At 70.6% G+C, this 26,077-nt stretch carries 27 protein-coding genes; 12 read left to right on the top strand and 15 right to left on the bottom strand.

Going from position 1 to position 26,077, the window contains the following annotated elements:
- Window positions 1-24: 24 nt before the first annotated feature.
- The 4 genes from alr to MFF40_RS16090 all read right to left on the bottom strand — a co-directional run bounded on the left by alr (window position 25) and on the right by MFF40_RS16090 (window position 2,666).
- Entirely contained in the window at window positions 25-1,107 is a 1,083-nt protein-coding gene (alr, locus tag MFF40_RS16105; protein ID WP_238261405.1) for an alanine racemase, read from the bottom strand.
- Window positions 1,108-1,206: 99 nt separating this feature from the next.
- Window positions 1,207-1,566 carry a type II toxin-antitoxin system PemK/MazF family toxin gene (locus MFF40_RS16100; protein ID WP_238261325.1) on the bottom strand — a complete coding sequence of 120 codons (360 nt, stop codon included), beginning with the start codon at window positions 1,564-1,566 and terminating at the stop codon, window positions 1,207-1,209.
- Complete coding sequence (locus MFF40_RS16095; protein ID WP_147856075.1) at window positions 1,566-1,787, bottom strand: AbrB/MazE/SpoVT family DNA-binding domain-containing protein; 222 nt, start codon at window positions 1,785-1,787, stop codon at window positions 1,566-1,568. Before MFF40_RS16095 ends, MFF40_RS16100 begins: the two co-directional genes overlap by 1 nt.
- Before the next feature lie 168 nt (window positions 1,788-1,955).
- Complete coding sequence (locus MFF40_RS16090) at window positions 1,956-2,666, bottom strand: queuosine precursor transporter (protein WP_238261323.1); 711 nt, start codon at window positions 2,664-2,666, stop codon at window positions 1,956-1,958.
- Window positions 2,667-2,797: 131 nt separating this feature from the next.
- Here MFF40_RS16090 and MFF40_RS16085 point away from each other — a divergent pair, with 131 nt between their 5' ends.
- The 5 genes from MFF40_RS16085 to MFF40_RS16065 all read left to right on the top strand — a co-directional run bounded on the left by MFF40_RS16085 (window position 2,798) and on the right by MFF40_RS16065 (window position 7,564).
- Window positions 2,798-3,406 carry a CvpA family protein gene (locus MFF40_RS16085; RefSeq protein WP_058191883.1) on the top strand — a complete coding sequence of 203 codons (609 nt, stop codon included), beginning with the start codon at window positions 2,798-2,800 and terminating at the stop codon, window positions 3,404-3,406.
- Window positions 3,407-3,538: 132 nt separating this feature from the next.
- Window positions 3,539-5,008, top strand: a complete 1,470-nt coding sequence (purF, locus tag MFF40_RS16080) for an amidophosphoribosyltransferase (protein ID WP_147856073.1) — start codon at window positions 3,539-3,541, stop codon at window positions 5,006-5,008.
- A 155-nt stretch (window positions 5,009-5,163) separates the two neighbouring features.
- Window positions 5,164-5,913 (top strand): SDR family NAD(P)-dependent oxidoreductase, encoded by a 750-nt coding sequence (locus MFF40_RS16075; protein WP_147899174.1) that lies wholly within the window; start codon window positions 5,164-5,166, stop codon window positions 5,911-5,913.
- A 63-nt stretch (window positions 5,914-5,976) separates the two neighbouring features.
- Window positions 5,977-6,384, top strand: coding sequence for a dihydrofolate reductase (locus tag MFF40_RS16070; RefSeq protein WP_050733992.1), 408 nt, complete (start codon window positions 5,977-5,979; stop codon window positions 6,382-6,384).
- A 61-nt stretch (window positions 6,385-6,445) separates the two neighbouring features.
- Window positions 6,446-7,564, top strand: a complete 1,119-nt coding sequence (locus MFF40_RS16065) for a carboxylate-amine ligase (RefSeq protein ID WP_147899173.1) — start codon at window positions 6,446-6,448, stop codon at window positions 7,562-7,564.
- Between the two features lie 9 nt (window positions 7,565-7,573).
- On the opposite strand, the gene der is transcribed toward MFF40_RS16065, so the two are convergent.
- The 3 genes from der to MFF40_RS16050 all read right to left on the bottom strand — a co-directional run bounded on the left by der (window position 7,574) and on the right by MFF40_RS16050 (window position 10,378).
- Window positions 7,574-8,920: a ribosome biogenesis GTPase Der gene (der, locus tag MFF40_RS16060; RefSeq protein WP_147857545.1), complete on the bottom strand. Its 1,347-nt coding sequence runs from the start codon at window positions 8,918-8,920 to the stop codon at window positions 7,574-7,576.
- A 31-nt stretch (window positions 8,921-8,951) separates the two neighbouring features.
- Complete coding sequence (locus MFF40_RS16055) at window positions 8,952-9,662, bottom strand: tetratricopeptide repeat protein (RefSeq protein WP_147899172.1); 711 nt, start codon at window positions 9,660-9,662, stop codon at window positions 8,952-8,954.
- A gap of 107 nt (window positions 9,663-9,769) precedes the next feature.
- Entirely contained in the window at window positions 9,770-10,378 is a 609-nt protein-coding gene (locus MFF40_RS16050) for an NnrU family protein (RefSeq protein WP_147899171.1), read from the bottom strand.
- 262 nt (window positions 10,379-10,640) lie between these two features.
- On the opposite strand from MFF40_RS16050, the gene MFF40_RS16045 reads away from it, so the two are divergent.
- The 3 genes from MFF40_RS16045 to MFF40_RS16035 all read left to right on the top strand — a co-directional run bounded on the left by MFF40_RS16045 (window position 10,641) and on the right by MFF40_RS16035 (window position 12,706).
- The gene (locus MFF40_RS16045; protein ID WP_378997204.1) at window positions 10,641-11,852 is read left to right on the top strand and encodes a hypothetical protein; all 1,212 of its coding nucleotides are present in this window, start codon (window positions 10,641-10,643) and stop codon (window positions 11,850-11,852) included.
- 129 nt (window positions 11,853-11,981) lie between these two features.
- On the top strand, window positions 11,982-12,338 hold the full coding sequence (locus MFF40_RS16040; RefSeq protein WP_187278089.1) for a hypothetical protein: 357 nt from the start codon (window positions 11,982-11,984) through the stop codon (window positions 12,336-12,338).
- 107 nt (window positions 12,339-12,445) lie between these two features.
- Window positions 12,446-12,706 (top strand): hypothetical protein, encoded by a 261-nt coding sequence (locus tag MFF40_RS16035; protein WP_147854980.1) that lies wholly within the window; start codon window positions 12,446-12,448, stop codon window positions 12,704-12,706.
- Window positions 12,707-12,727: 21 nt separating this feature from the next.
- Here MFF40_RS16035 and MFF40_RS16030 read toward each other — a convergent pair whose 3' ends face one another.
- The 4 genes from MFF40_RS16030 to MFF40_RS16015 all read right to left on the bottom strand — a co-directional run bounded on the left by MFF40_RS16030 (window position 12,728) and on the right by MFF40_RS16015 (window position 17,807).
- Complete coding sequence (locus MFF40_RS16030; RefSeq protein WP_147854979.1) at window positions 12,728-13,402, bottom strand: SOS response-associated peptidase; 675 nt, start codon at window positions 13,400-13,402, stop codon at window positions 12,728-12,730.
- Window positions 13,403-13,459: 57 nt separating this feature from the next.
- Window positions 13,460-14,938, bottom strand: a complete 1,479-nt coding sequence (locus MFF40_RS16025) for a methyl-accepting chemotaxis protein (protein WP_147854978.1) — start codon at window positions 14,936-14,938, stop codon at window positions 13,460-13,462.
- Between the two features lie 419 nt (window positions 14,939-15,357).
- Complete coding sequence (locus MFF40_RS16020) at window positions 15,358-16,539, bottom strand: L-dopachrome tautomerase-related protein (RefSeq protein ID WP_147854977.1); 1,182 nt, start codon at window positions 16,537-16,539, stop codon at window positions 15,358-15,360.
- 92 nt (window positions 16,540-16,631) lie between these two features.
- Window positions 16,632-17,807, bottom strand: coding sequence for a zinc-dependent alcohol dehydrogenase (locus MFF40_RS16015; RefSeq protein ID WP_238261321.1), 1,176 nt, complete (start codon window positions 17,805-17,807; stop codon window positions 16,632-16,634).
- A 319-nt stretch (window positions 17,808-18,126) separates the two neighbouring features.
- Between MFF40_RS16015 and MFF40_RS16010 the strand changes: the two genes are divergently transcribed.
- Entirely contained in the window at window positions 18,127-19,239 is a 1,113-nt protein-coding gene (locus MFF40_RS16010; protein ID WP_147854975.1) for an alkene reductase, read from the top strand.
- 128 nt (window positions 19,240-19,367) lie between these two features.
- Here MFF40_RS16010 and MFF40_RS16005 read toward each other — a convergent pair whose 3' ends face one another.
- Genes MFF40_RS16005 through MFF40_RS15990 form a run of 4 tightly spaced genes read right to left on the bottom strand, consistent with a single transcriptional unit; the run spans window position 19,368 to window position 23,476 of the window.
- The gene (locus tag MFF40_RS16005; protein ID WP_238261401.1) at window positions 19,368-20,609 is read right to left on the bottom strand and encodes a cytochrome P450; all 1,242 of its coding nucleotides are present in this window, start codon (window positions 20,607-20,609) and stop codon (window positions 19,368-19,370) included.
- A gap of 4 nt (window positions 20,610-20,613) precedes the next feature.
- A complete protein-coding gene (locus MFF40_RS16000; RefSeq protein ID WP_238261319.1) occupies window positions 20,614-21,921 on the bottom strand; it encodes an NAD(P)/FAD-dependent oxidoreductase in 1,308 nt (435 codons plus the stop codon).
- Window positions 21,918-22,130: a ferredoxin gene (locus MFF40_RS15995; RefSeq protein ID WP_147857393.1), complete on the bottom strand. Its 213-nt coding sequence runs from the start codon at window positions 22,128-22,130 to the stop codon at window positions 21,918-21,920. The genes MFF40_RS16000 and MFF40_RS15995 overlap by 4 nt, the downstream gene beginning before the upstream one ends.
- A gap of 23 nt (window positions 22,131-22,153) precedes the next feature.
- A complete protein-coding gene (locus MFF40_RS15990) occupies window positions 22,154-23,476 on the bottom strand; it encodes a nucleotide disphospho-sugar-binding domain-containing protein (protein WP_238261317.1) in 1,323 nt (440 codons plus the stop codon).
- Window positions 23,477-23,986: 510 nt separating this feature from the next.
- On the opposite strand from MFF40_RS15990, the gene MFF40_RS15985 reads away from it, so the two are divergent.
- The 3 genes from MFF40_RS15985 to MFF40_RS15975 are packed head-to-tail and all read left to right on the top strand — an operon-like array spanning window position 23,987 to window position 25,933.
- Entirely contained in the window at window positions 23,987-24,541 is a 555-nt protein-coding gene (locus tag MFF40_RS15985; protein WP_238261315.1) for a hypothetical protein, read from the top strand.
- Between the two features lie 10 nt (window positions 24,542-24,551).
- Window positions 24,552-25,442: a hypothetical protein gene (locus MFF40_RS15980; RefSeq protein WP_147897519.1), complete on the top strand. Its 891-nt coding sequence runs from the start codon at window positions 24,552-24,554 to the stop codon at window positions 25,440-25,442.
- Window positions 25,439-25,933: a hypothetical protein gene (locus tag MFF40_RS15975; protein ID WP_147897520.1), complete on the top strand. Its 495-nt coding sequence runs from the start codon at window positions 25,439-25,441 to the stop codon at window positions 25,931-25,933. The genes MFF40_RS15980 and MFF40_RS15975 overlap by 4 nt, the downstream gene beginning before the upstream one ends.
- Window positions 25,934-26,077 lie beyond the last annotated feature (144 nt).

The raw sequence follows: 26,077 nt of genomic DNA, 5'->3' as shown, positions 1-26,077 counted from the left end.
CCGGCATTCGTAAGGTGGGTCGGATCACCCTACATAAGTTCGAACATAACGCGAACCCAGCCCCGTCAGGATCTCGTAGCCGATCGTGCCGGCGGCGCGGCCGACGGTGTCGATGTCGAGGCTGTCGCCGATCAGCACCGCGGTGGCGCCGCGCCGGGCGGCGGGGGCCGCGGTGACGTCGAGGATGATCAGGTCCATGGAGACGAGGCCCAGGATCGGGCAGGGCACGCCACCGACCAGCGCCTGGCCGCGCCCGCTGATCGCCCGGGGGAAGCCGTCCGCGTAGCCGAGCGACAGCGTTGCCAGCCGACTCGGGGCCGGGGCCGTCCAGCGGCCGTTATAGCCGACGCTGGTTCCGGCCTCGACATCCCGCACCTGCGCGATCAGGGCCTCCAGCCGCACCACCGGGCGCATCGGGTTGGCGGAGTCCGGCGTCGGGTTGCCGCCGAACAGGGCGTAGCCGGGACGCAGCAGGTCGTAGCGGGCGCCGTCGAGGAAGACGCCGGACGAATTGGCGAGCGACGCAGGCAGGCCCGGATAGGCGGCCCGGACCCGGGCGAAGTCGGCGATCTGCCGGGCGTTGACCGGGTCGGCAGGCTTCTCGGCGCTGACGAAGTGGCTCATCAGCAGGTCGATCCCGCAGGCCGCGATGCACGGGTCGCCCGCGAGCGCCAGCGCCTCCGGCACCGGCAGTCCCAGGCGGTTCATCCCGGTGTCGACGTGGAGCGCCGCCGGCAGGCGCCCGCCCGAGAACGCCGACCACTCCGTCATCTCCTCGCGGCTGCCCAGCACCGGGCGCAGGCCGTGCGCCGCGCAGGTCCCGCCGGCACCGGGCGGCAACCCGTTCAGGATGTAGAGCGCGGCCTCCGGCAGGGCGGCCCGGGCCGCGATGCCCTCGGACAAGTGGGCGACGAAGTAGGTCCGGCACCCGGCCGCCCACAGGGCCGGCCCGACCCGGGCTACGCCGCAGCCATAGGCGTCGGCCTTCACCACGGCGGCGCAATCGGCGCCCCGGGCGGCCAGCAGCCGCCAATTCGCGGCGACCGCCCCGAGATCGACGGTCAGCCGGGCGCCGTGGGCGCCGATATCTCTTCCGGATTCCGTCACTGACCGACTACCCGCCACCGAAGCGTCCCCGATCCTCGATTCCCCGCGGACGGATGCACGATGCGGACCCGTGAGGCGAGTCGGTTCGCGGCATTGGTCTCAGGGGTCGACGAGACTGGCAACCCGCGCGGCGATCTCGCCCACGGTGTCCGGATCCGCGACACCGGCGAGGCTCGCACTGCCATCGGCGATGCGCGCCCGCAGATCGAAGCTGCGGACCTGCGTGCAGACCGCCACGCCGGTCACGCCATCAGCCGTAACGGGGACTGTGAGGCCCGCGGCGCGGGCGCCCGCCGCCACGGTGGAGATGACCACGGCGATTGCCGTGCCGTGAACGTTCACGGCCTCCGGCGTCAGGACAATCCAGTAATGTCGATCTCGCATTTCCCGGCCGACGACCGGGTTGGGGTTGATCGAGTAGATCTCGCCGCGCTTCGGGACCTTCGGCCGCGGGCCCATCACCCGATCTCATCGCCGACTGGGGGGCCTTCCAGAGCCTTGGCGGTGTCCGCGTACAAGGCCGGCAGATGCTCGGCGCCTTCCAGAAGCTCCGCCAGGGTGTAGCGGCGTTTGCGTTTCGCGACCGGTGTCGCGACCAGGGTACCGTCCTGGACGGCGAGCGTTAGGTCGGTGCCCGTATCGGCTCCGATAGCGGCCAGGACAGCGGGCGGGAGCGTCATCACCCGGGCTCCGCCTTGGCGCCGAACCGTCACAACCGTCGTCGTTGACGTTTGAGTCGGCGGTTTGGCGTTCGTCTTCGTGCGAGGCGTTCGCTTGGCGGCAGGCATGGTCACGCTTCTCCGGAAGGTGCTACAAAGGTAGCACTTTTCCGTTGCCGCCGACACCCATCACCCCCGCAAGCGGAATGGGTTGAAATCCGTGTCCGTATCGAAGGCGTCGCGCCCCTCGGCGCGTTTCAAGAAGCCGATCAGCGGCACGCTGAGGGGCAGGGCCACAATCTCCCAGGCGACCTTCAGCGCCCAGATCGACAGCGCGAGGCGGACGAGATCCGCGGCGGGGTAGAGCCCGCCGAAGCCGAGCCCGATGAACAGGGCCGAATCGATGCCCTGGCCGACCAGCGTCGAGGCGACGAGCCGCGCGGCCAGCCCCCGGCCGCGAAAGCGCAGCTTCAGCTTGGCGAGCAGGTAGACGTTCAGGAATTCGCCGGTGAGATAGGCCGCGAGGCCTGCCAGCGCGAGCCGCGGGGTGGCGCCCAGCACCGCCTCGAACGCCGCCTGGTGCGGCCAGAACGGCGCGGGCGGCAGCGCCGCCGCGATCCCGTAGGCCAGGATCCAGAGCGCCTGCGCCAGGAAGCCGGTCCAGACCACCGTGCGGGTGCTGGAATAGCCGTAGACCTCGGTCAGCACGTCGCCGAACAGGTAGGAGGCGGGAAACACGATCACCGCTGCCGTGAAGGTCAGGCCGCCCACCGAGACGATCTTGCCCGCCAGCACCAGCGAGATCATCAGCACCGCGCCGAACAGGCCGGCGATCGGAACGAGGTAAACGGGGCCGGCCGCCGCCCGGTTCGCGCTCACGATCGGCACGGGCTGATGCATGGACGGCACAGGCCTCGGCCGAGGCCCGTCCCCGAGGGTGACGGCCGAGGTTCGGCTTGGTATACTTAGTCTGCGGTCCTGGGGAGCCGCAGGGCCGCCGCGGCATCCCCACTGGTGCCTAAAGTTCACAGATGCCGTTTACCGTCCTGGATCTCGTCGTGCTCGGCATCGTCGCGGTCTCCGCGCTGCTCGCGGCCGTGCGTGGCGTCACCCGCGAGGTGCTGGCCATCATCGCCTGGGTGGCCGCCGCCGCCGTCGCGTGGTCGTTCTATCCGATGCTGCTTCCGCTGGTGAAGCAGCACGTCAACAGCGATACCGTGGCGCTGGTCGCCTCGATCGCGGCGATCTTCCTGGGCACGCTGATCGTCGTCTCGATCATCACCGTGAAAATCTCCGACGTGGTGCTCGATTCGCGCATCGGCGCGGTCGACCGCTCCCTGGGCTTCCTGTTCGGGGCGGGCCGCGGCTTCCTGATCTGCGTGATCGGCTGGGTGTTCCTGTCCTGGCTGGTGCAGGGCAAGGTGCCGGATTGGGCGGCGCAGGCGCGCACGCGCCCGATGCTGGAAAAATCCGGCGACGCCCTGGTGGCTCAGCTCCCTGAGAATCCGGAGGGCTTCCTGAAGCAGTTCAAGAAGCCGAAGGCCGTCACGCCGCCCAACGAGGCGGCCGACGCCCCCGCCGAGACCGACCCGGCGCCCCAGCGCCGCACCGAGACCGCGCCGAGCCCGACGCGACGCTGACCTGCGGCATTCGCCGTTGGTCGGTCTGCGTGGAACGCCTAGATAGCGGTTCCGGAGACGATCGGATGATATCCGCGACGACCGGCGCGCCGGCCCGTCGCCGCCGGGACTCGTGAAGTGATCGATCGCACCATGTCCCAATCCGACGCCTACGCCGCCGATTTCGACCTCGATGGCGACACGCTGCGCGAGGAGTGCGGCGTCTTCGGCATCTTCGGGCACCCGGATGCCTCGGCCATCGTGGCGCTGGGCCTGCACGCCCTGCAGCACCGCGGCCAGGAGGCGGCCGGCATCGTCTCGTTCGACGGCGCGGTGTTCCATTCCGAGCGCCGCCCCGGCCTCGTCGGCGATTCGTTCTCGGACGGCGACACCATCGCCCGGCTGAAAGGGCGCGCCGCCATCGGGCACGTGCGCTACTCGACCACCGGCGGGACGATCCTGCGCAACGTGCAGCCGCTCTTCGCCGAGCTCGCCAGCGGCGGCCTCGCGGTCGCCCACAACGGCAACCTCACCAACGCCCTGTCGATCCGCCGCGACTTGGTGCGCGACGGCGCGATCACGCAGTCGACCTCCGACACCGAGGTGATCCTCCACCTCGCGGCCCGCTCGCGGAAGCCCCGGATCGTCGAGCGCTTCATCGACGCCCTGCAGGCGATCCAGGGCGCCTACGCGATCGTGGCGCTCACCAACAAGAAGCTGATCGGCGCCCGCGACCCGCTGGGCATCCGCCCGCTGGTGCTCGGCGAACTCGACGGCCGCTACATGCTGGCCTCCGAGACCTGCGCCCTCGACATCATCGGCGCCCGCTACGTCCGGGACATCGAGAACGGCGAGGTCGTGGTGATCTCCGAGGAGGGCGTCGAGTCGATCCGCTTCGCCGACGCCGTGCCGATGCGCCCGTGCATCTTCGAGTACATCTACTTCGCGCGGCCGGATTCCGTGGTGAACGGCAAGAGCGTCTACGCGGTGCGCAAGGCCATCGGCCGGGAGCTCGCCCGCGAGGCCGCCGCCCCCGCCGACATTGTGGTGCCGGTGCCGGATTCCGGCGTGCCGGCGGCGCTGGGCTTCGCGCAGGAGACCGGCATCCCGTTCGAGATGGGCATCATCCGCAACCACTATGTCGGGCGGACCTTCATCCAGCCGACCCAGTCCGTGCGTGAACTCGGTGTGCGGATGAAGCACTCGGCCAACCGCGCCGCGATCGAGGGCAAGAGCATCGTTCTGGTCGACGACAGCCTGGTGCGGGGCACGACCTCGGTGAAGATCGTCCGGATGATGCGCGAGGCCGGCGCCGCCGAGGTGCATTTCCGGATCGCCTCGCCGCCGATCACCTACCCGGACTTCTACGGGATCGACACGCCGGAGCGGGAGAAGCTGCTCGCCGCGACCCACGACCTCGAGGCCATGCGCAAATATATCGACGCTGACTCGCTCGCCTTCCTGTCGATCCCCGGCCTGTACCGGGCGATGGGCGAGGAGGAGCGCAACGCGGCCTGCCCGCAATATACCGACCATTGCTTCACGGGCGACTACCCGACCGGCTTGACCGACCTCTCCATCGCCGGCCCGAAGCGCTTCGCGATGCTCGCCGAAGCGGACTGACACGGGGATCCCAAAGGGCGAGCCCTTTGGCGGGGTCCAGGGGCGGCGCCCCTGGGTCCTTGGAGGGCTCCGCCCTGCACCCGCAAAAGGTCACGGACCTTTTGAAACCGGAATTTTCCGATCCCCCCGGCACGGAAATGCGCTAGGTCCCGCGCATGGCTGAGTCTCACAGAATCCTCGAAGGCCGCGTGGCGGTCGTCACCGGGGCGTCCCGCGGCATCGGGCGCGCCGCCGCCCTCGCGCTGGCCGGGGCCGGAGCCCACGTGGTCGCGGTGGCCCGCACGGTCGGCGCCCTCGAGGAGCTGGACGACGCCATCCGGGCGGCCGGGTCCAGCGCCACGCTGGTGCCCTTCGACCTCGCCGATTACGACGCGATCGACCGGCTGGGCGCGGCGATCAACGATCGCTGGAAGCGCCTCGACATCCTGGTCGGCAATGCCGGCATCCTCGGCGCCCTCATGCCGATCGGCCACATCACCCCGAAGGTCTGGGACCAGGTGATGCAGGTCAACGTCACGGCCAACTGGCGCCTGATCCGCTCGCTGGACCCGCTGCTGCGCATGTCCGATGCCGGCCGGGCGATCTTCGTCTCGTCGGGCGCGGCCTCGAAATGCCGGGCCTATTGGGGGCCGTATTCGGTCTCGAAGGCGGCCCTCGAAGCGCTGGTGCGGACCTACGCGGCCGAGAACGAGACCACCGCCATCCGGGCGATGCTGCTCAACCCGGGGCCGCTGCGCACCGGCATGCGCCGCTCGGCCATGCCGGGGGAGGATCCCGAGACCCTCAAGACCCCCGAGGATCTCGCTCCCCACTTCGTGCGGCTCGCCGCGCCGGACTGGACCGAGACCGGCAAGCTCTACGATTTCCCCACCGACCGGGTGATGCAGTTCCGCGCGCCCGAGTAAAGGGGTCCGGGGCCTGCGGCCCCGGCGGGTTGCGGGCGGAGCCCGCAGGGTTTGGGATTTACGATGATCGACGTCCGCTGCATCTGTGCGATCGGCCTGCGCGGCCAGCTCGGCCTGAACGGGCACCTGCCCTGGGAGGGCAATACCGACCCGCTGTTCGTGGAGGACGTGACGCGCTTCTTCGCCCTCACCATGGGCCACGTGCTGATCGCGGGGCCGAAGACCGTGGCCTCTGTCCCGGACTTCGCGTTCAAGGACCGCACCATCGATGTGATCCGCAGTCACGAGGATCCCGAGCAGGTGCTCAAGCGCTACCCCGGCCGGCGGATTTTTGTCGGCGGCGGCATCGCGGTGTGGAACGTCTACGCCAAGTACATCCAGAACTGGGACATCACCCGCCTGCCCTACGACGGCGAGGCCGACCGCTGGTTCGACCCGGCCTGGCTGGTGGGCGGGGCGCTGCGGCCCTGAGGAGCGGCATCTTCGGGCAGCCCGGCGCGTTAGCGTGCGAGTTGCGTGTCCGGAGACGCAGATGAGCGCCCACAGCTACCGCTTCGGCATCGAGGAAGAGTATTTCCTCGCCGATGCCGAGACCCGCGGCACGCCCCGGGGCGACTTGGCCGGCTTCCATGCCCGGGTGCAGGCGGAGCTGCCCGAGACCGGGCGGGAGCTGGTCGCCGCGCAGGTCGAGGTCTGCACGCCGCCGCTGGACGACGCGCAGGCGGCGCGCAACAATCTCGGTGGCCAGCGGGCGCAGCTCGCCGGCATCGCGGCCGAGAACGGCTTGAGCCTGCTCGCCTGCGGCACCCATCCGCTCGCGCGCTGGTCCCGCCAGACCGCCACGGACGGCGAGCGGTACAAGGGCATCCTGTCGGATGTCGGCATCGCGGCACGGCGGGCGCTGATCTGCGGCATGCACGTCCATGTCGAGGTGCCGGACCCGGACGCCCGGATCGACCTGATGAACCGGCTGCTGCCGTTCCAGCCGCTGCTGCTGGCGCTCTCGGCCTCCTCGCCGTTCTGGCAGGGCGAGGCGACCGGGCTGATGGCCTACCGGCTCAGCGTGTTCGGCGAGTTGCCCCGCACCGGACTGCCCGAGATTTTTTCGGACTCAGCCGCGCATGCCCGGTTCGTGGAGATCATGACCCGCTCCGGCGCCATCGCGGATGCGAGTTTTCTCTGGTGGTCGCTGCGGCCCTCCATCAAGTTCCCGACCCTGGAGCTGCGCATCGCCGACGCCTGCACCCGGCTCGACGATTCGTTCTGCATCGCCGCCCTGTATCGCTGCCTGGTGCGCCTGTGCGTGCGCCGTCCGGCGCTGAATGCCGGACTCGACGGCGTCTCGCGCGCCCTGGCCTCGGAAAACCTGTGGCGGGCCCAGCACAGCGGCGTACGCGCGACGCTGATCGACGAGGCGCGGGGCGAGGCGGTGCCGTTCGTCGAGGCGCTGGAGGCGGTGCTGGCCCTGGTGGCGGAGGATGCCGACGCGCTCGGTTGCGCCGCGGACGTCGCCCGCGCCCGGGCGATCGTCACCGAGGGCACCAGCGCGGACGGGCAGGTCGGCGCCTACGAGGCGGCCCTGGCCGACGGAAAGGACGAGCGCGCCGCCCTGTCGGCCGCTGTGGACTGGATCGCTGACGCGGCTCGGTGACCGGCCGCCTCAGCCCTTGTCGAACGGGTTCTGCGAGGTCCGCAAGCTCAGGCGGATCGGCGTGCCCGGCAGCTCGAACGCCTCGCGCAGGCCGTTGACCAGGTAGCGGGTGTAGGATTTCGGCAAGGCGTTGAGCTGGTTGCCGAACAGCGCGAAATGCGGCGGCCGGCTCTTCACCTGGGTGGCGTAGCGGATCTTGATCCGCCGGCCCGACACCGCCGGGGGCGGGTTGCGCGAGGTCGCCTCGTTCAGCCAGTCGTTGATGCGCGAGGTCGAGATCCGCTTGTCCCAGACCTCCGAGGCCTGCACCACCGCCTGCATCAGCTTGTCGAGGCCGTCGCCGGCGAGCCCCGAGAGCGGCACCACCGCGACGCCGCGCACCTGCGGCAGCAGGCGGGTGCAATCCTCGCGCAGCTGCTTGAGCAGGCCCGGCTGGTCGGCGACGAGATCCCACTTGTTCAGGCCGATCACCACAGCCCGGCCCTCGCTCTCGACCAGGTCGATGATGGTCAGGTCCTGCTTCTCGAACGGGATCGTGGCGTCGAGCAGCACCACCACCACCTCGGCGAAGCGCACGGCGCGCAACCCGTCCGAGACCGCGAGTTTTTCCAGCTTGTCGTCGATCCGGGCGCGGCGGCGCATCCCGGCCGTGTCGTGCAGCTTGATTTTCCGCCCGCGCCATTCCCAATCCAAGGAAATCGAATCGCGGGTGATGCCGGCTTCGGGGCCGACCAGCAGCCGGTCTTCGCCGAGCATGCGGTTGATCAGCGTGGACTTTCCGGCATTCGGGCGGCCCACGATGGCGACCTTCAGGGAGCGGCCGCCGGGGGCGTCCTCATCCTCGTCGTCCTCGTCGCGCTTGGGCAGGACGCCTTTCAGCGTCTCGTGCAGCTCGCCCAGGCCCTCGCCGTGCTCGGCCGAGAACGGGATCGGGTCGCCGAGACCGAGGGTGAAGGCCTCGTAGGCCCCGGCGAGCCCGGTGCCGCCCTCGGCCTTGTTGGCGATCAGGATGACCGGGCAGCCGGCCCGGCGCACCAGCTCGGCGAAGGGCTGGTCGGCCGGCAGCACGCCGGCGCGGGCGTCGATCACGAACAGCACCACGTCGGCGGCGAGGATCGCCGCCTCGGTCTGCATCCGCATCCGGCCGGTCAGGGTGGCGGCGTCCGATTCCTCCAGCCCGGCTGTGTCGATCACCCGGAAGTGGAGGCCGCCGAACGCGACATCGCCCTCGCGCCGGTCGCGGGTCACCCCCGGCCGGTCGTCCACGAGCGCGAGCTTCTTGCCCACGAGGCGGTTGAACAGGGTCGACTTGCCGACGTTCGGCCTCCCGACGATCGCGACGGTCGGCATATCCATGGTCTGTCTCGAAATGGTCGACGAAAAAAAATCAGCGCGTGATCGGCGGGGGCGGGGCGGCGACTTCGGGCTTGGCCTCGGTCACGGTGACCGGGCCGCCCGCTACGAGCGCCGCGTAGACCTCGATCCGCTCACGCAGATTCCGGGGTGTCTCGGGATCGGCCGAGAGCTGGTCGAACCAGCGGCCGGCTTCCTCGAAATCGCCCTTCTTCAGGGCGGCGAGACCGAGCATTTCGCGGGCGGTGTGGCGGAACGGGGTTCCGGCCGCGAGCCCCTGGAGGTTGGCCAGAGCCGGGTCCGGGTTCGGGCTGTCGAGGCGCAGCAGCGCCGCGCGCAGCCGCGCGAGGTCGCGCAGGCCGTCGCCGAGGCCGCTGTCGCCGGCCAGCGTATCGAAGTCCTTGGCACCCGCCTCGGGGTCGCGCTTGGCGGTTTCGGCGGCAGCGCGGAACCGGGCGAGCAGCCGGTAGCCGGCCGGACCCTGCTGCTCCAGCGCGTCGAAGATCGTGTCGGCTTCCGCGACCTTGCCGTCCCGGGCGAGGCGGTTGGCCTCGTCGAACCGCACCGAGGCGGTCTCGGCGGCCACGCGCTGCTGATTCTGCCAGTAGCGCCAGCCGGCCACGCCCACCACCAGGAGCACGGCGAGCGCGATGATCACGCCGCTGTAGCGCTTCCAGATCTGGAGGATCCGGTCGCGGCGATAATCCTCGTCGACCTCGCGGATGAACTCGTTGTTCTCGGCCATCGTTTCCCGGCCCGCGCTTGTCCGCGGGCCACCTTGCACAGCTATCGAGCCCCGCGCCTAACACACGGGCGCCGGGTTGGCGACAGCGGGTGTGGTCGGCGGTGGCCTCAGGCCGTGCCGGGCCAGACCGAGACGCCGATCAGCGGGTAGTGCAGGTAGCGGGAGAACACGAACCAGACCGCCGTCCCGATCACCACGGCCAGGATGTCGTTGCGCCAGCCATGCGGGGCCGCGACGGCGCCCCCGTGCTGGGCGACGACCGCCCCCGGAGCGAGCGCCCGGCGCTTGGCGCTGATCCGCGCCGCCACCGCCCAGGCCAGGAAGCCGCCGAACAGCAGGATCGAGCCGAGATCGCCGTTGGCGAGCAGGTGGGCGGTCGCCCAGATCTTCACCGCGAGCAGCATCGGGTGCTTGGCCTTCGCCCGGATGTGCCCCGGCAGGTAGGCGGCGGCGAGGCACACGAAGGCGAGCCAGACGAGCGTCAGGGCTAGGTGGCGCGTCCAGACCGGCGGATCCCAGACCGGGATGTAGCCGCTGAGCCGGTAATCGTGGAAGCCGACCCCGATCAGCACCAGCCCGAGCAGCGACAGGGCGGTGTAGCCGAGCTTGTACCGGCCCTCGCCGACCCGGCCGACGATCGCGGCGCGCTGGGAGCGTACCATCGAGAAGGCATGCGTGCCGAGGAACAGCACGAGCCCGAGGATCAGGAGAAGCATGAAGGACTTTCGAGCGACAGCCGGTCGGCAAGTACTCTGTAACCGTTCTCAAGCGAATCTGGCGTGCTTTGTCCAGGCGTGGCCGGGACGCACCCGGATTTCAGTGATGGACTCGGCGTACGGGATGCGGGGCGGAGCGGCGCCGCTTCTCCCTCACCCCTCTGCGGGGGAGGGTGTTCACCCATCTCAAGACGGGGCGCGGGTCCCCTCTCCCGTGCGGGAGAGGGGGCCTGTCGCGGCCTGCAGGGGCCGATCCGTCACTATGACAGCCGCTGCGTGGGGAGGGATCCGGCAGCGTTCCGCTTTGCTTGCCGCCGCCCTCTCGACGCTCGTCCTGTTCATCCCCCCGCCCGCCCGGGCCGCCGCCGAGCCGCCCCTCTCGGCCCTGACCCTGGTCGGGCCGCCCGCCGTGGTGTTCAAGGCCGGCCGCGATGCCTGCGACGGCGCCGACGTCCCGGACGCGCCGGCCCGGGCGTTCCGCGACGCCGCCGGGGCTGTGGCGGTGTTCGGGATGCATTACCGCAACCGCGCCCTGCGCGGGCCGGACCTCGACCACCTCAAGCTCGACTGCGCCGTCGTGCTCGATTCGGGCGAGAAGGCCGACCCGGCGGCCTATGACGACCGGTCCTGGATCACCGCCACCTGGACCGAGGACGGCAGCCGCGTCGCCGCACTGCTGCACCACGAGTACCAGGCCAACGAGCATCCCGGCCGCTGCCCGGCGGGGTCCTACATGGCGTGCTGGTACAACACGATCACGGCGGCCGCCTCGACGGATGGCGGGCGCAGCGTCCTGCGGCGGAGCCCGCCCGTCGTGGTGGCCAGCGCGCCGTTCCGGCAGGAGGTCGACCAGGGCCGGCACCGGGGCTTCTTCAACCCGTCGAACATCGTGGCGGACGGGCGCTGGCGCTACTTTCTGGCCTCGACCACGGGCTGGGATCGCCCCGGCAGCGACCAGGCGGCCGGCGTCTGCCTGTTCCGCAGCGACGATCCGGCGGATCCGACCCGCTGGCGCGCCTGGACCGGCGCCGGCTTCACCGCCGCCTTCCCGGATCCGTACCGCGCCGCCGTCGCGCTGCCGGCCACCTGCCGGCCCGTGGGGCCGTTCCCGGGGCCGGTCGGCGCGGTCGTCCGCCACCGGGCCACGGGCGCCTGGATCGCTGTGTTCATGGCCAAGGTCGGCGGCACCTTCGCACGCTCCGGCTTCTACTGGACCACCTCGCGCGACCTGCTCGCCTGGGACACGCCGCGCCTGCTCCTCGAAGGCGCGACCCTGTACGACGATCCCTGCATGGCGACCGCGCCGCTGATCGCCTACCCGTCGCTCCTCGATCCGGGCGCGCGGGGCCGCAACTTCGACGATGTCGGCGACGGAGCGCTGCTGACCTACGCGACCCTGCGCGTCGAGGGCTGCACGATCACCTCCGACCGGGACCTGGTGCGCCGCCCGGTGGCGATCCGGGTCTGGCCTTGAGGGGCGCGTCCCGAAATACGCGGCTCTACTGACCGGTCCGCCCCACCTGGGGGCCGCCGCGCGCGCTCCGGCCTTGCCGTGCTCCGGAGGGAGGGCGATACCCGAGGATCCGCCGCCAGAGGATCCCGGATGCCCGAGGAGATGACGCGCCGCCCGGTCGGGGCCGGAGCCGCCCGGTCCCGCGACCCGGCCGCGCTCGGGGCAAGGGCCATCGGGGCAGGGGCCATCGGAGCCGGAGCCGTTGGAGCCGGGGCGGTCGGCGCCTCCGCGGTGGGGGCGTTGGCGATCGGGGCCTTGGCCTTCGGCGCGGTGGCGCTGGGCGCCTTCGCGATCGGCCGGTTGTCGGTCGGCCGCGCCCGGGTCGGGGCCTTGCAGGTGGACTCCCTGCAGGTGGACTCTCTGGAGGTGGGATCCCTGAAGGTCCGATCCCTGGAGATCGACACGCTGACGGTCCGGACGCGGCGCCTCCCGGACGGGGAGCGCTGACGCATCATCCTCCGAGGTAATCGCCCGCGCCCGAGGCTGGCCCGCGGGCTCCCGATCGCGTAGCGTTTCATCCGTCATACCGGACATGCCCGCGAGGTCAGGCCGCGATGAACGACAAGACCAAGCCCTTTCGACCTGGCGACGCCATCGACGTCCTCGGCGAGACGGAGGGCGACTTCGTCCTGCCGCTCTGCCTGCCGAAGCCAAGCCTGCTCGTCGGCGAGGACCTCGCCATGGTCGTCCTCGATACGATCCTCGGTCAGCGGGTCGGGCTTCCCCTCAGCCTGCAGGGCGCGGCCGACCTGCACGCGGTGCTGGGCGAGGCCCTGCGGCTTCTTCAGACGCCCGACGGCGGCTCGATCCAGTGACCGGAACGCCGCAGCCCGCGGTCACGCCTCGGGCTCGGCATCCGGCGCGGCGCCGTCCGAGCGCTCGCCCCGGGCCACCTCGCGCAGGGCCGAATCCGGCAACGGGCGCTGCAGCTTGAGCGCCTCGGCGGTCGGAGCCTCCAGCCAGGCCGCCCATTCCTCCGGCTCGGTGAGGACGACCGGCATCGCCTTGGGGTGGACCGGGCCGACGACCCCGTTCGCCTCCGTGGTCAGGAACGAGAACAGCCGGTGCTCCTCGGGGACGCGGTCCGGGTTCTCCCGCTTGGTCCCGCGCACGCCGGTCCAGGGCCGCCAGATCCCCGCGAAGGCGAAGAGCGGACGGTCCTCGTCGCAGGCGAACCAGACCGGGATCTTGCGCGGCTTCGCGTCGGCGTACTCGCTGAACGCGTTGGCCGGCACCAGGCAGCGGTGGGCCGGGCCCAGCCAGGGGCGCCAGTGCGGGCTCGCGGCGTTGCGGACGTTGGTGACGGGGTGCTCGCCGAAGGCCTTCGGGCCGGGAATGCCCCAGCGCATCAGGGCGAGTTCCCGGCCCTCCGGCCCGTTCCAGACCACCGGGGCCATCTGGTCGGGGAAGATCGCGGGCAGCGGCGGCAGGTTGCCGGTGCGGTCGCCGACGGTTCCGAAGGCGCGGCGCAGCCCGGCGGGGCCGGTGCGCAGGCTGTAGAGGTTGCACATGGGGGTCTCGGATCGTCCTCCGGGTCGTCGGGAACCGGGTCGCGGTCCCGCAGGCGGTCAAGTGGCGTCCTGTGCGGCGGCGCGCAATTGCTGCGTGGCGCCGTCCGCCTGCCGGGCGGATCGGGCGATCAGATCGAGGCTGCCGGTGATCGAGCCGACGCCCTGCGCGGCCGCCTGCATGCTCGCCGACATCTCGCGGGTGACGGCGGATTGCTCCTCGACCGCGGTCGAGATCGCGGTGGCGACCTCGTTGAGCCGCACGATCGTGCCCTGGATCGCGTCGATCGCCGCCACGGCGCCCCGGGTGGCCTCCTGGCTCCCGGAGATGTGCGCGCCGATCTGCTCGGTGGCCCGGGCGGTCTGGTTGGCCAGCTCCTTGACTTCGGCGGCGACCACCACGAAGCCCCGGCCCGCCTCGCCGGCCCGGGCCGCCTCGATGGTGGCGTTGAGCGCCAGCAGGTTGGTCTGCGCCGCGATGCTCTGGATCAGCGCGACGACCTCGCCGATCTGGGCGGCCGACGCGCTGAGGCCGGCGATGATCCGCTGCGTCTCCCGGGCCTGGCTCACGGCCTGCCCGGAGATCTCGGATGCTTGCACGACCTGCGCGCTGATCTCGGAGACCGAGGCGGCCAGTTCCTCGGCGCCCGAGGCCACCATCTGGATGTCGCCGGAGACGTGCGTCGATGATTGGGCGGCCTGTCCGGCCTGCTGCGAGACGCCGGAGGCGGCCTCCGCGATCGCGGTGAGGTCGCGCGCGAGGGCGCTCTGAAGGTCGGCCCGGCGCCGGCGCTCCAGCACCGCGGCGGTGACGTCGGTGGCGAACTTGACGATCGTGATGACGCGCCCGTCACGGTCGAAGATCGGGTTGTAGCTGCCCAGGATGAAGACCTCGCGCCCACCCTTCGCGAGGCGCTTGTACTCGGCCATCCGGCTCTCGCCGCGGCCCAGATCCTCCCAGAAGCGCCGGTATGCGGCGCTGTCGCGCTCGGTCTGGTCGATGAACAGGCCGTGGTGGCGGCCTTGGATCTCGTCCAGCCGATATCCCAGGGTGGTGAGGAAGTTCTCGTTCGCGGTCAGGATCGTGCCGTCCAGGGCGAACGCGATCACCGCCTGCGACCGGTTGATCGCCGCGATCTGCCCCTCGTACGCGATGGTGCGCATCACCTGCGCGGTGACGTCGGCGGCGAACTTGACGACTTTGATCGGCTTGCCGCGGCGGTCGAGGATCGGATTGTAGGTCGCCTGCAGCCAGATCTCGCGGCCGTCCTTGCCGATGCGCTTGAACTCGCCCGCCTGGAACTCGCCGCGCCGGAGCGCCGCCCAGAACGCGCGGTAGGCGTCCGTCTCCCGGATGGCCGGGGCGACCAGCATCGGGTGGGACTGGCCGCGGATCTCGTCGAGGCTGTAGCCGACCGCGTCGAGGAAGTTCTTGTTGGCCGTCAGGATCGTGCCGTCGAGGGCGAATTCGATGACGGCCTGAGACCGGTCCAGGGCCTCCACTTTCGAGCGGAGATCCTTATCGAACAGCAAGTTCATCGCTCATATAATCCCTGTTACGAAATCTCGAATCTTATAAAATTGATTTTGATGGTGTCGATCGGGAAGCTGCCGGACCATGTGCCTCCCCATCATGAATAGGTGGCCGATATCGTAATTTGTGTTGGAGATGGAATTGTTTCTGTTTGTATTTTTCGACTGACAGATCTGACTTCATGTCACGACCGGACCGGTATTCAATTTTAAATGGTCGAAGAGCGGTCTTTAAAATATCGGACGTTCTATGACCCAAGATTATGAATGATAAACAGGGGGATTTGTATTTATGGTGACGTAAAGTGAATTTATCTGTTGCGACGCCATTCGCGATGTACAAGCAATCTCGTTGCGTGGTCCTGCCCCATATTGGGTGATGAGCTTCCGGCCCGGCGCCGACAGACGTCGGGCGTGTGACGGGCTCAGCGCGGAGCCGCAACCGGCTTGAAGCTCCACAGCTCGGTCGGGAGCGCGACCGGGGCGCCCTCCTTGTAGAAGGCGGAATCCTGGATGTGCGAGGTCGTGACGTAGACGGTCCCGTCCGGCCCCTGGCTGAACGTGTCCGGCCAGCGCAGGCGCGGATCCTGAATCAGCGTGGTCACCCCAGAATCCTTGGACGCGAGATCGCGGACCTTGATCGAATCGTCCTGCGGCGACGTCACGTATAGGCGGCTGCCGTCGCGATCGATGAGCAGACCGTCGGCTGGCCCATTCTCGCCCACGGTGACGACCTTGCCGGTGAGGGTCTTGTCGGCCAGCATCTCCGGCACCAGCGATGCCGTGACCCAGCCGGTCAGCGCGTCGGTCGGCAGGCTGTACAGAACCTTACCCTTGATCGCCTGCCAGTACAGCGTCTTGCCGTCCGGTGAGAGGGCGATGCCGTCGGCCGAGAACGCGACGCCGCGCCCGTCCGGCCGCCGCAGGGGCTTGCCGTCATACGTCACCGTCACGGCCGGATCGGGCATGGTCGCAGGCACGCCCGCGAGCAGCCGCTTGGCCGTCCCGGATTCGATGTCGACCACCACCAGGGCGCCCTCCGCGCCGGAATCCGTGAGGTAGGCGGTCTTGCCGTCGGGCGAGATCCGCACGTCGTTCAGGTAGGAGCCCTGCGGGGCCACCGTCGGGTCGAACGCGATCGTCTTGGCGACCGTGTTGGTCTTCAGGTCGATCGCCACGAGCTTCGGGCCATCCTTGACCACGGCCGCCATCGCGGGGGCGGCGGCATCGACGACCCAGAGCCGGCCCTGCCGGTCGGCGACCACGCTCTGTACACAGACGAAGTGGGTTTTTGGGTCGACCTCGTCCTTGCGGGCGTTGCGCCAGGCATTCCACTCGGCATCGGGGTAGGGGACCGGCTTGCCGTCCTTCAGCTCCGCCACCGACACCGGCGAATCCTCGGTCCAGCGCGGGAAGTTCACGAAGATCCGGCCGTCCTGCGCCACTGTCACGCCGGTGACCTGATGTTGGAAGTGCGCAACCTGCGTCAGCGCGGTCGAGCCGGCCGGCGGCGGCGAGGTGGCGGCCACGGGCTCCTGCGCCAGGGCCGATCCGGCGAGGGTGCAGAGGAGGAGGGGCAGCAGGGTGCGGGCGGCCGGCATCGTCATACGGGATTGGTCCTGGGATAAAGCGACGGTCGAAGCCCCGGTCTCTGGCGACCGGGGCCGTCTCGGCGGCGGCGGGCGCGCCGCAATCGGGCTCAGTTCGGGTGGAACACCACCTTCACGCAGCCGTCCTTTTTGTCGCGGAAGGTCTTGTACAGGTCCGGGCCGTCGGCGAGGTTCGTGGACCGGTGGGTGATCATCGACGTCATGTCGAACTTGCCCTCCTGGATCAGCTTGGTCAGCGTCTCCAGGTAGCGCTTCACGTGGGTCTGGCCGCTCTTGAGGGTCAGGCCCTTCTGCACGATCGAGCCCATGTTGACCGGTACCGGGCCGCCATAGACGCCCGGCACCGAGACGATGCCGCAGGGGCGCACCGCCTTGATCGCCTCGGCCAGCGCGTAGGGCCGCTCGGTGGAGGTCAGCTTCTCCTGGAGGGTCGAGAGCACGCCGGTGAGGCCGCCATGGCCCGCGCTCGCCTCCATGCCGACGCAGTCGATGACGCCGTCGGCGCCCTGGCCCTTGCCGATCTCACGGATCCGCTCGAACACGTCCTCGTTCATGAAGTCGATGACGTCGGTGGCGCCGGATTTCTTCGCGAGGGCGAGGCGCTCGGGCACGGTGTCGATGGCGATGATGCGCCCGGCCCCCATGATCTTGGCCGACTGGATCGCGAACAGGCCGACCGGGCCCGCGCCCCAGATCGCGATGGTCTCGCCGCCCTGGATCTCGCAATGCTCGGCGCCCTGCCAGCCGGTGGGCAGGATGTCGGTGAGGAACAGGACCGACTCGTCGTCCATGCCATCCGGCACCTTCATGGGCGCCACGTCCGCCATGGGCACGCGCACGTACTCGGCCTGCCCGCCGGCATAACCGCCGGTGAGGTGCGAGTATCCGAACAGGCCCGCGGTCGGGTAGCCGAACTGCGCGGCCGCCATCTCGCCGTTGCGGTTCGAGCGCTCGCAGACCGACCAGTTGCCGAGCTTGCACTGGCGGCAGGCGCCGCAATTGATGTTGAACGGCACGACGATGCGGTCGCCCTTCCTGAACTTGGTGAAGCCCTGGCCGACCTCGACGACCTCGCCCATGAACTCGTGGCCGAGCACGTCGCCGGATTTCATGGTCGGCATCTGGCCGTCCATCAGGTGGAGATCGGAGCCGCAGATCGCGCAACTCGTCACCTTGATGATGACGTCGCGGGCATCCTCGATCACCGGGTCCGGCACCGTGTCGCAGCGGATATCGTTCTTGCCGTGCCAGCAGAGTGCCTTCATCGGGTCGGTTCTCCAGATCGGGGAAGCACAGCCGCGCGGTGCGGCCTCGCCAGGGCAAGCGCCCGGCCGTACGGTCAAGTTCCGCTGCGGCGACGCCCAAGGCCGCGCCGCTCGCAAGCGACCGACAGGGCAAGGCGGGCCCTGGAGGCCGGTTCCCGCGGCATTCCGCGCCGCCGGCCTGCGATGGCAGCCGATTCGGCCGATCCAGGCGCGACCGTGGAACCCCGGACGGGCCTCGACGGGTTATTGGCCATCCCTTCCGAGCCTGGGCGAGGCGTTTTCGGCCATCGTCCTTCCGCGATGCCGTGTGCGAGGCCCCATGCCGAACAGCCCGATCCTTCAACCCGTCACCATCGGCGACCTGACGCTCAAGAACCGGGTGGTGATGGCACCCCTGACCCGCAGCCGCTCGAACGACGAAGGCGTGCCGCCGGACTTCGCCGCCGACTATTATGGGCAGCGCGCGAATGCCGGGCTGATCATCTCCGAGGCGACCAACATCTCACCGCAAGGCGTCGGCTACGCCTACACCCCGGGGATCTGGTCCGACGCGCAGGTGGAGAGCTGGTCGCGGATCGTGAGGACGATCCACGCCAATGACGGGCGGATCTTCTTGCAGCTCTGGCACACCGGCCGGATCTCCCATCCCGATCTTCAGCCGGGCGGCGCATTGCCGGTCTCGGCCTCCGCGATCAAGCCCGAGGGGACCGCGTTCACCCAGGACGGCATGAAGCCCCACGAGACGCCGCGGGCGCTGGAGACCGACGAGATCCCCGGAATCGTCGCCGACTACCGGCGGGCCGCGGAGAACGCCAAGCGGGCCGGCTTCGACGGCGTCGAGATCCACTCGGCCAACAACTACCTGCTGGAGCAGTTCGTCCGCGATTCCACCAACAAGCGAACCGACCGGTACGGCGGGTCGATCGAGAACCGCCTGCGCTTTCCCCTGGAGGTGGTCCGGGCGGTCACCGAGGTCTGGGGCGGCGGCGCCCGCGTTGGCATCCGGCTCTCGCCCGCCACCACGCAGCCCGGCGAGACGCCGCTCGATTCCGATCCGCACGCCACCTACGGCGCCTATGTCGACGCGCTGAACGGCTTCGGCCTGCTCTACGTCCACACGATCGAAGGCGTGACCCAGCAGACCCGCGACGTTCCGGACGGGATCGACTTCCTCGACCTGCGCCGTCGGTTCAAGGGCGCGTATATCGGCAACAACCAGCTGACCCTCGACCTCGCGGAGACCGAGCTGGCCGAAGGCCGGGCCGACCTGTTCAGCTTCGGCCGCCCCTACATCGCGAACCCCGACCTCGTCGATCGCCTCGCCAGCGGCGCACCCCTGGCCGAGGCGCCCAAGCCCTACTGGTACGGTGGTGGCGCCAACGGCTACTCCGACTGGCCCGGCATGAACGGTCCGGTCCCGGTGCGGCGCTGATCGCACGGGATCGACGGCTCCTCCGTCCCAGCAGGGACGGGGGCCGGAACCTGTGAATGTTTCACGGGAAACATTCCGGCGGTTCACGTTTCGTAACCCATCCGGAATCCGGCCGGGGCGACGGGCTCTCAGACGATCCCGTCGATCCCGATCCCGAGCTGCTCCGGCCCGCGCAGCGACGCGCCAGGCCGGTAGGGCGGCGGGTCGCGCAGCAGGCGGGGCGCTACGAGGCGGCGGCTCAACGCCACCAGGGCGATCTCGGCCTCGATCCGGGCGAGCGGTGCGCCGATGCAGTAGTGCAGGCCGCCGCCGAAGCCGAAATGCTGGATGTCCGCTCGGTCCGGATCGAACCGGTCGGGCTCGGAGAACCGTTCCGGGTCGCGGTTCCCCGCGGCGAACAGCAGGATCACCGGGGCGCCCTTCGGGATCGTCTCGCCGGCCATGGTGATCGAACCCAACGCCTTGCGGGTCCGAAAATGCACCGGCGGTTCGTAGCGCAGCACCTCCTCGATCACCTGCGGCGCCCGCTCCGGGTCGGCGCGCAGGCGCTCGAGTTCGCCCGGGTGGCGCAGCAGGGTCAGCATCGCGTTGGTGATGAGGTTCACGGTGGTCTCGTGGCCCGCGACCAGGAGCAGGACCGCGGTGGCGATCAGGTCGAAGTCGCTCAGCTGCTTCCGGCCATCCGGACCGGGCGCGGCCAGCCCGCTGAGCATGTCGTCGGCCGGGCGCCGGCGCTTCTCGCGGATGAGGTCGCGCATATAGGCGGCGATCGCGTCGAAGGCCCCGACGATCTGACGGCGGGTTTCGGCGTCGTGGTGGGCATCCGGTTCCACCGCGGTGGCGAGCTGCGTCGCCCAGACCTGGAAGCGCGGCTCGTCCGCCTCGGGGACGCCGAGCAGTTCGCAGATCACCGTGACTGGCAACGGGTACGACAGGTCGCTCACCAGGCAGATCTCGGAGCGCCCCCGGCAGGCGTCGATGAGCTGATCGACCTCGCGGGCGATCCGGTCGCGCAGGCCGAGCACCCGGGTGATGGAGAATTCGCGCATGACGAGGCTGCGCAGGCGGTCGTGGTCGGGCGGGTCGCGGAAGATCAGCGGCCGGTGGGTCGCGGTGATGCGGTTCTTGATCGGGTTGAGGATGAGGTCCTTGAGCGGGTTGCCGGTGCGCGGCCGGCGGGGCGGCGGCAGATCCTCCGAGCTGAGGCGCGGATCGAAGATCAGGCCGCGGATCGCCGCGTGGCCGCTCACCACGTAGCTGCCGTCCGGCTGGCGCCAGACCGGGCGCTGCCGCAGACGGGCATAGAGCGGGTAGGGGTCGGCCCGGTTGGCCGGGTCCGTCACGGCGGCGAACAGGGCCTCGTCGGACATCGGGTCAGCCATGGGCGGCCTCGGCGGAGGGGCGCGCCGGCGGGAAGCCCGGCGCTGCGGTCTCGATCCGGGGCTGGTCCGTGGCGTCGAGGATCGGCGGGAAGGCGGCGCCCGCCTCGATCGCCTCGGCATAGGCGGGCAGCCACCGGGCCTGGTCGAACGAGACCGCCGCGATGCTGCGTCCGGCCCGGCCGTAGACCGCGAGGAAGCGCCGGGACGCGCGCGTACCCTGCACCACCGCGACGGCGTCGGCACCCTCGGTGAGACCCACGGCCTTGATGTTGATCCCGAACTGGCTGGACCAGTAGGCCGGAAGATGCACGTAGGCGCGCTGGTCCTCGGGGGCCGCCAGCATGTTGCGGGCGGCGTGGGCCGCCTGCTCGACGGCGTTGCCCCAATGCTCCACCGAGACCAGCCGGTCGCCGTAGAGCCGGATCGGCCAGCGGGCCACGTCTCCGGCCGCGTAGATGTCGGGGCAGGGCGCTCCGTCCGCGTCCAGGACCCGGCAGGCCGCGTCGCAGGTGACGCCGCCGGGATCCGCCGTCAGGCCGGCGCCCCGGAGCCAGCCGGTGGCCCGGGTCGCGCCCAGAGCGGCGATCACGAGGTCGGCCTCCACGGTGCCGCCGTCCGCGAGGCGGGCCCGGGCGACCCGGCCGGCCGCGTCGCCCTCGAACCGCAGCACCTGGGTGCCGGGGCGGAACACCGCGCCGGACTCGCGCAGGCGCGCGGCGATCACGCCGCCGACCCAGGTCCCAAGAGCCCGGGCCAACGGGGTCGGGTTGGGATCGACCAGGGTCACCGGCAGGCCGAGGTCGCGCAGGCAGGAGGCCGCCTCGCAGCCGATCAGCCCGCCCCCGACGATGAGGACCCGCCGGGGCCCGGCCAGGAGGTCCGCCCGGAGGGACGCGGCGTCGTCACGGCCGCGCAGGGTGTGGATGCCGGCGAGCCCGCCGCCGGTCTCGACCGGCCAGGGACGGGAATCGGCCCCGGTGGCGATCAGCAGTTTTTGATAAGCCAGCTCCGTACCGTCCGCGAGGCGGAGCGTGCGGGCTTTCCGGTCGAGGGACACGGCCGCGTTCCCCAGCCGCCAGCGAGCGCGCAGGCGCGTACGCTCCGGCAGCCGGGTCGCCTCCGGCCTCAGCTCTCCGGCGAGCACGTGCTTCGACAGGGGCGGCCGATCGTAGGGGCGATACGGCTCGGCTCCCACCAGGGTCAGCGGCCCGTCATAGGAGCCGTGCCGCAGGGCCTCGGCGGCGCGCAGGCCCGCCAGCGAGGCGCCGATCACCACGATGCCGGCGGGCTCGGCGGTCACGGCAGATCTCCGTCGTCCGGGCCGGCCTGCAGGCTGATGGCGCGAACCGGGCAGGCCTGGACGGCGCGCTCGATCGCACCGCGCCGCTCAGCCGGCGGGGCCGGATCGTAGAAGAGGATCTCGTGGCCCCGGATCGCGAAGGCGTCCGGGGCCGCGTAGCAGCATTGGGCGTAGCCCTGGCAGCGGTTGAGATCGACCACGACCCGCAGCACCGGATGATCGGTAGCCGGCTTCACGCCGACCTCGCCATCGGAACCGCCGTGCCGCTGTTGTGGGCCGGGCCGGTGCGGACCAGCGCGTCGATCGCACCCAGGATGCCGGCCATGGCGTCCCGCGCCGCGAAGGCCTCCTGCAGGGCCATGGCCCGCTGCCGGAAGCCCGGCTCGCCGAGCACCCGCGCCACGGCTTCCCTCAGGGCGTCGACCCCCGCCGCGTTGGTGGCGAGGTTGAGGCCGACCCCGGACCAGCCGATCCGGGCGTTCACCTCCGCCTTGTCCTCGGTCAGGCCCGCCGAGACGATCGGCACGCCGTTCGACAGCGCCTGCGAGACGCTGCCGTAGCCGCCATTCGTGACGAGCACGCTCACCCGCGGCAGCAACTCCCGGAACGGCAGGAACCGCGCGACCCGCGTGTTGGCCGGGATCGGCCCGCGCAGCGCCTCGACCGGGCGGCCGCCCGTGGTGGCGAGGACGAGAAGGTCGTCCCGGTCGGCGAGGGCGGCCAGGGTCGGCTCGACCAGCGCGCCGAAATCGGCGTTGGCGAGGGTGCCCTGGGTGACTAGCACCACGGGCTTGCCGTCGGCGTTGGCCCGTTCCAGCTCCGGCCACCAGTCCGGCAGGGGCGCCGGCGGGGCCGGGGGCTGGAGCAGGCCGATGAAGCGGACGCCCGGCGGCAGCGTGCCGTAATCGTACTCGAAGCCCGGCACGGTCGGCTGGAGGAACAGGTCGGGCAGGACCACCACCGCGTGCGGCAGCGACGCCGGCAGCGGGGCCGCGCCCAGCCGCGCGAGCTGCGCGTCCGCGTAGGCCCGGACCGGGTTGGCGAAGGCGGCATCCATGCCCGCCTTCAGGGCGGCGTAGCGGGCGAGTTCGGACGGGTCGCGGGCGGGCGGCAGGCCCAGGCCGATCGGAGCGTGGTCGGGCCGTTCGAGGAACAGGAAACTGATGTTGGCGGTGACGATCGGCGGGCGCGGCGCCCTGTCGAGGAGCAGCGGCAGAACGCCGAGGAACATGCTGCCGGCCACGATCACGTCCGGCGCATCCGCGGCGATCAGGGCCCGCAGGGCGGCGGCCTGGACCGGCATGGGATCGATGAAGCGCCGCTGGAATTCGCTCCGGAACCGCTCCGGGCCGGCGGGCAGCGCCGTCTCCAGGAAGCCGGCGGAATCGTTGTCCGCGTAGGGCGCGAAGCCCAAGCCCGCCGCCTCGACCTTGGCCTGGAAGGCCGGGTCGGTCAGCACCTGCACGGTGTCGCCCCGGGCGGCGGCGGCGCGGCCGATGGCGAGCAGCGGGTTCACGTGGCCGGTGAGCGGCGTGGCGGCAATCAGGATCTTCATCACGGCCTCCTCGGGCGATCCCGGCCTAACCGACCGCGCGCCCTCTCGATCTCGGCGTCCCGCGTGCGGATGCCGAAGGCGCGGCTCGGCCCGCGCCTGTCGTGAGGGAGAATCGCCGGCGGACTTGCGGAGTTACCGGTACAGATTCGGGTTCGTGCGGCAACGCACAAATCCTGCCACCGTGAACTTTCACGAAGACTGTCACTGCCTCCGGGTGTGGCTTGCGAAGGCCGTATTCACGCGATCGACTGCTTCGATTCAAGCCTCGCGCCGGCCGACACTGTTCGCAGGCACGCCATCGAAAGTAGTAGGCGCTATAGCGGGCTTAATAAGTAGATAGCCACGCTTGACCGCGCTCGTTGGTGCCAGTCATATCGTCAAATACTGATATAACAGAATATTGGTTAACGTCCTAAGGTTCGTTATTCATTTCGATGGCGGGGCGATGGGGCTGATGCGGTCGAAGGGGAGCGGCAGATGAGTAAGAGCCTATCGCGTGTCGTCGCGGTCATGGCCATGGCCATGGTGGCGCAGGCCTTGCCGGCGCGGGCGCAAACGATCGATCTCGCCCTCGGCGCGGGGTACCGATCTTTCGATTTCGGCGGTCCGGGCTCGGTGCTGCCGACGTTCTCCTTCAGCCTTGCCGGGCCGGGAACGCTCTCGATCGTGGATTCCTATCTCAGCGGTGATCAGTTCCGGATCAACGTGACATCATCGACGGGCGTGACGATCTTCTCAGGGCTCACATCCACGCCCGCGCTCGGGAGTTACGCGACCTCGGCTTTAGACGCGTTGCAGAATCCCGCCTTCAGCTCGGCGCAGATCCACCTGAGCGCCGGCACCTACACGGCGGGTGGGTTTGCCGAAGCGAGCCCCTACGGAACCGGCGGGGCGTTTGCCGGCCTGTTCGAATCCAGCGCCGCTGCCGGTGCCGGTGCCGGTGGCGGTTCCGGTGGCGCGCCCTCGCCCGAGATCAACGCGATCCTGGGTCTCGCGCTCGCCGGCGGCACCGTGACCTTCCTGCGCCGCAGGCGCCGCGAGCAGTCCGGGCCGGCTGCCGCCTGAGAGCGCCGGCGTGGCCGAGATCCTGGCCGGACGGGGGACGGCGATCGTGGGCGGCACGGCCCACGCGCGCCCGTCGAGCCCGCCGGTCCACGCCGCGCGCTGGAGCCTGCTGGTCTTCGGCTGCGGCACCTCCCTGTCGGCCGCCCTGCAGCGCCTGCTGCTCGAGCCCGATCCGGGCCTTCAGCGCCTCGTCGAGCTTAAGTTCGGCGAGGTGTTCGCCGCGCTGGCGACGGCGGTCCTCCTGTTCACCGCCCGTGAGGTCCGCCCGGCGCTGACGCGGTCCGACCCCGGTATCCTGGTCGCCGGTGCGCTCACGTGGTTCCTGCCCGAGCCCCACGCGGTCTACGCCGGCATGACGCTCGTCGCGGCGTGGTTCCTCGTCCGGCGCTCGGAAGACCGTCTGCTCGCCGATATCGGTCAGATCTGGCTGGCCCTGTCGGTGTGCGAGCTGTGGAGCAAGCTCGTCTTCAAGCTGTTCTACCACGCCATCGAGCCGTTCGAGGTGGCCGTGATGGCCTGGGTCGGGCGCCTCGCGTTTCCCGGCCTGCACGCCACCGGCGTCTATCTCAGCACCCGCCCGGACTGGTCGATCGTGATGCTGGAGGGCTGCTCGGCGTTCCACAACCTGTCGCTGGCGGCCCTGATCTGGCTGTGCGTGCTCAAGATCGCCGGGCGACCGATCGGCCGCGGGGCGCTGGGAGCCCTGGCGGCGAGCGCGATCCTGGTCGTCGCGATCAACATCGCCCGGATCCTGGCGATGCTGCCGTCGGCAGAGGCCTATCATCACTGGCACGACGGGGCCGGCTCGGTGACCGTGGCGCTGGTCTCGGTGGCGGCCTCGCTGCTGCCCATCGTCATCCATGTCGAGAGGTCGCCGTGCCCGGTCGCGCGTCCCGTTTGACCAGAGCCGACCGCGCGGGCCTGGGCGCCCTGTGCCTGCTGCTCGCCCTGTCGGTCTCGATGCGGGTCCAGGCCTACGGGACCGGCCCGGCCGCCCCGGAGCCGGCCGCCGCCGTCGCGGCGGTCGATCTCGGCGCGGGCGTGGTCCTGACCCGGGCCGAGGCCGTGCGCCGGGTGGTCTGGACCGCCGCGTGCCCGCGCCCGGTGGTGGCCGACTTCGTCGAGCCCTCGCCCCACGGCACGGACACGTCCCTCGCGGCGCCGCGCGACCCGAACGACCGCGTCGTCTACGTCTACCGGGGCTGGACCCTCGACGGCCCCCGGGCCGCGATGGCGCTGGGCGTCCTGCATGTCGTGCGCCGGGCCGGCGCGGTTCTGGGAGCGAACGGGGCCGCGACGCGGCACGAGCTGGCCGTGAAGCTGGTCGTGCCGGCGGGATGCGACGCCTCGCCCGAGGCCGTGATGGCCGCGCTGCGGCGGACCCGAGATTAGGCTCAGGTCTCGATGGAAACGTGCGTCGCCGGGCGTTTCCTGTCTCGCGGTGCCGTTTCCCGGATGCATGCAGCGGCGGCGCTGTCCGCGCCGGGCCCCGGATCATCGTCCCCTGACGTGCCGGATGTCCGGGAAAGGGCCGCG

The organism is Methylobacterium mesophilicum (assembly GCF_022179445.1).
Classification (GTDB): Bacteria; Pseudomonadota; Alphaproteobacteria; order Rhizobiales; family Beijerinckiaceae; genus Methylobacterium; species Methylobacterium mesophilicum.
This window is presented reverse-complemented; position numbering and strand designations above follow the sequence as displayed.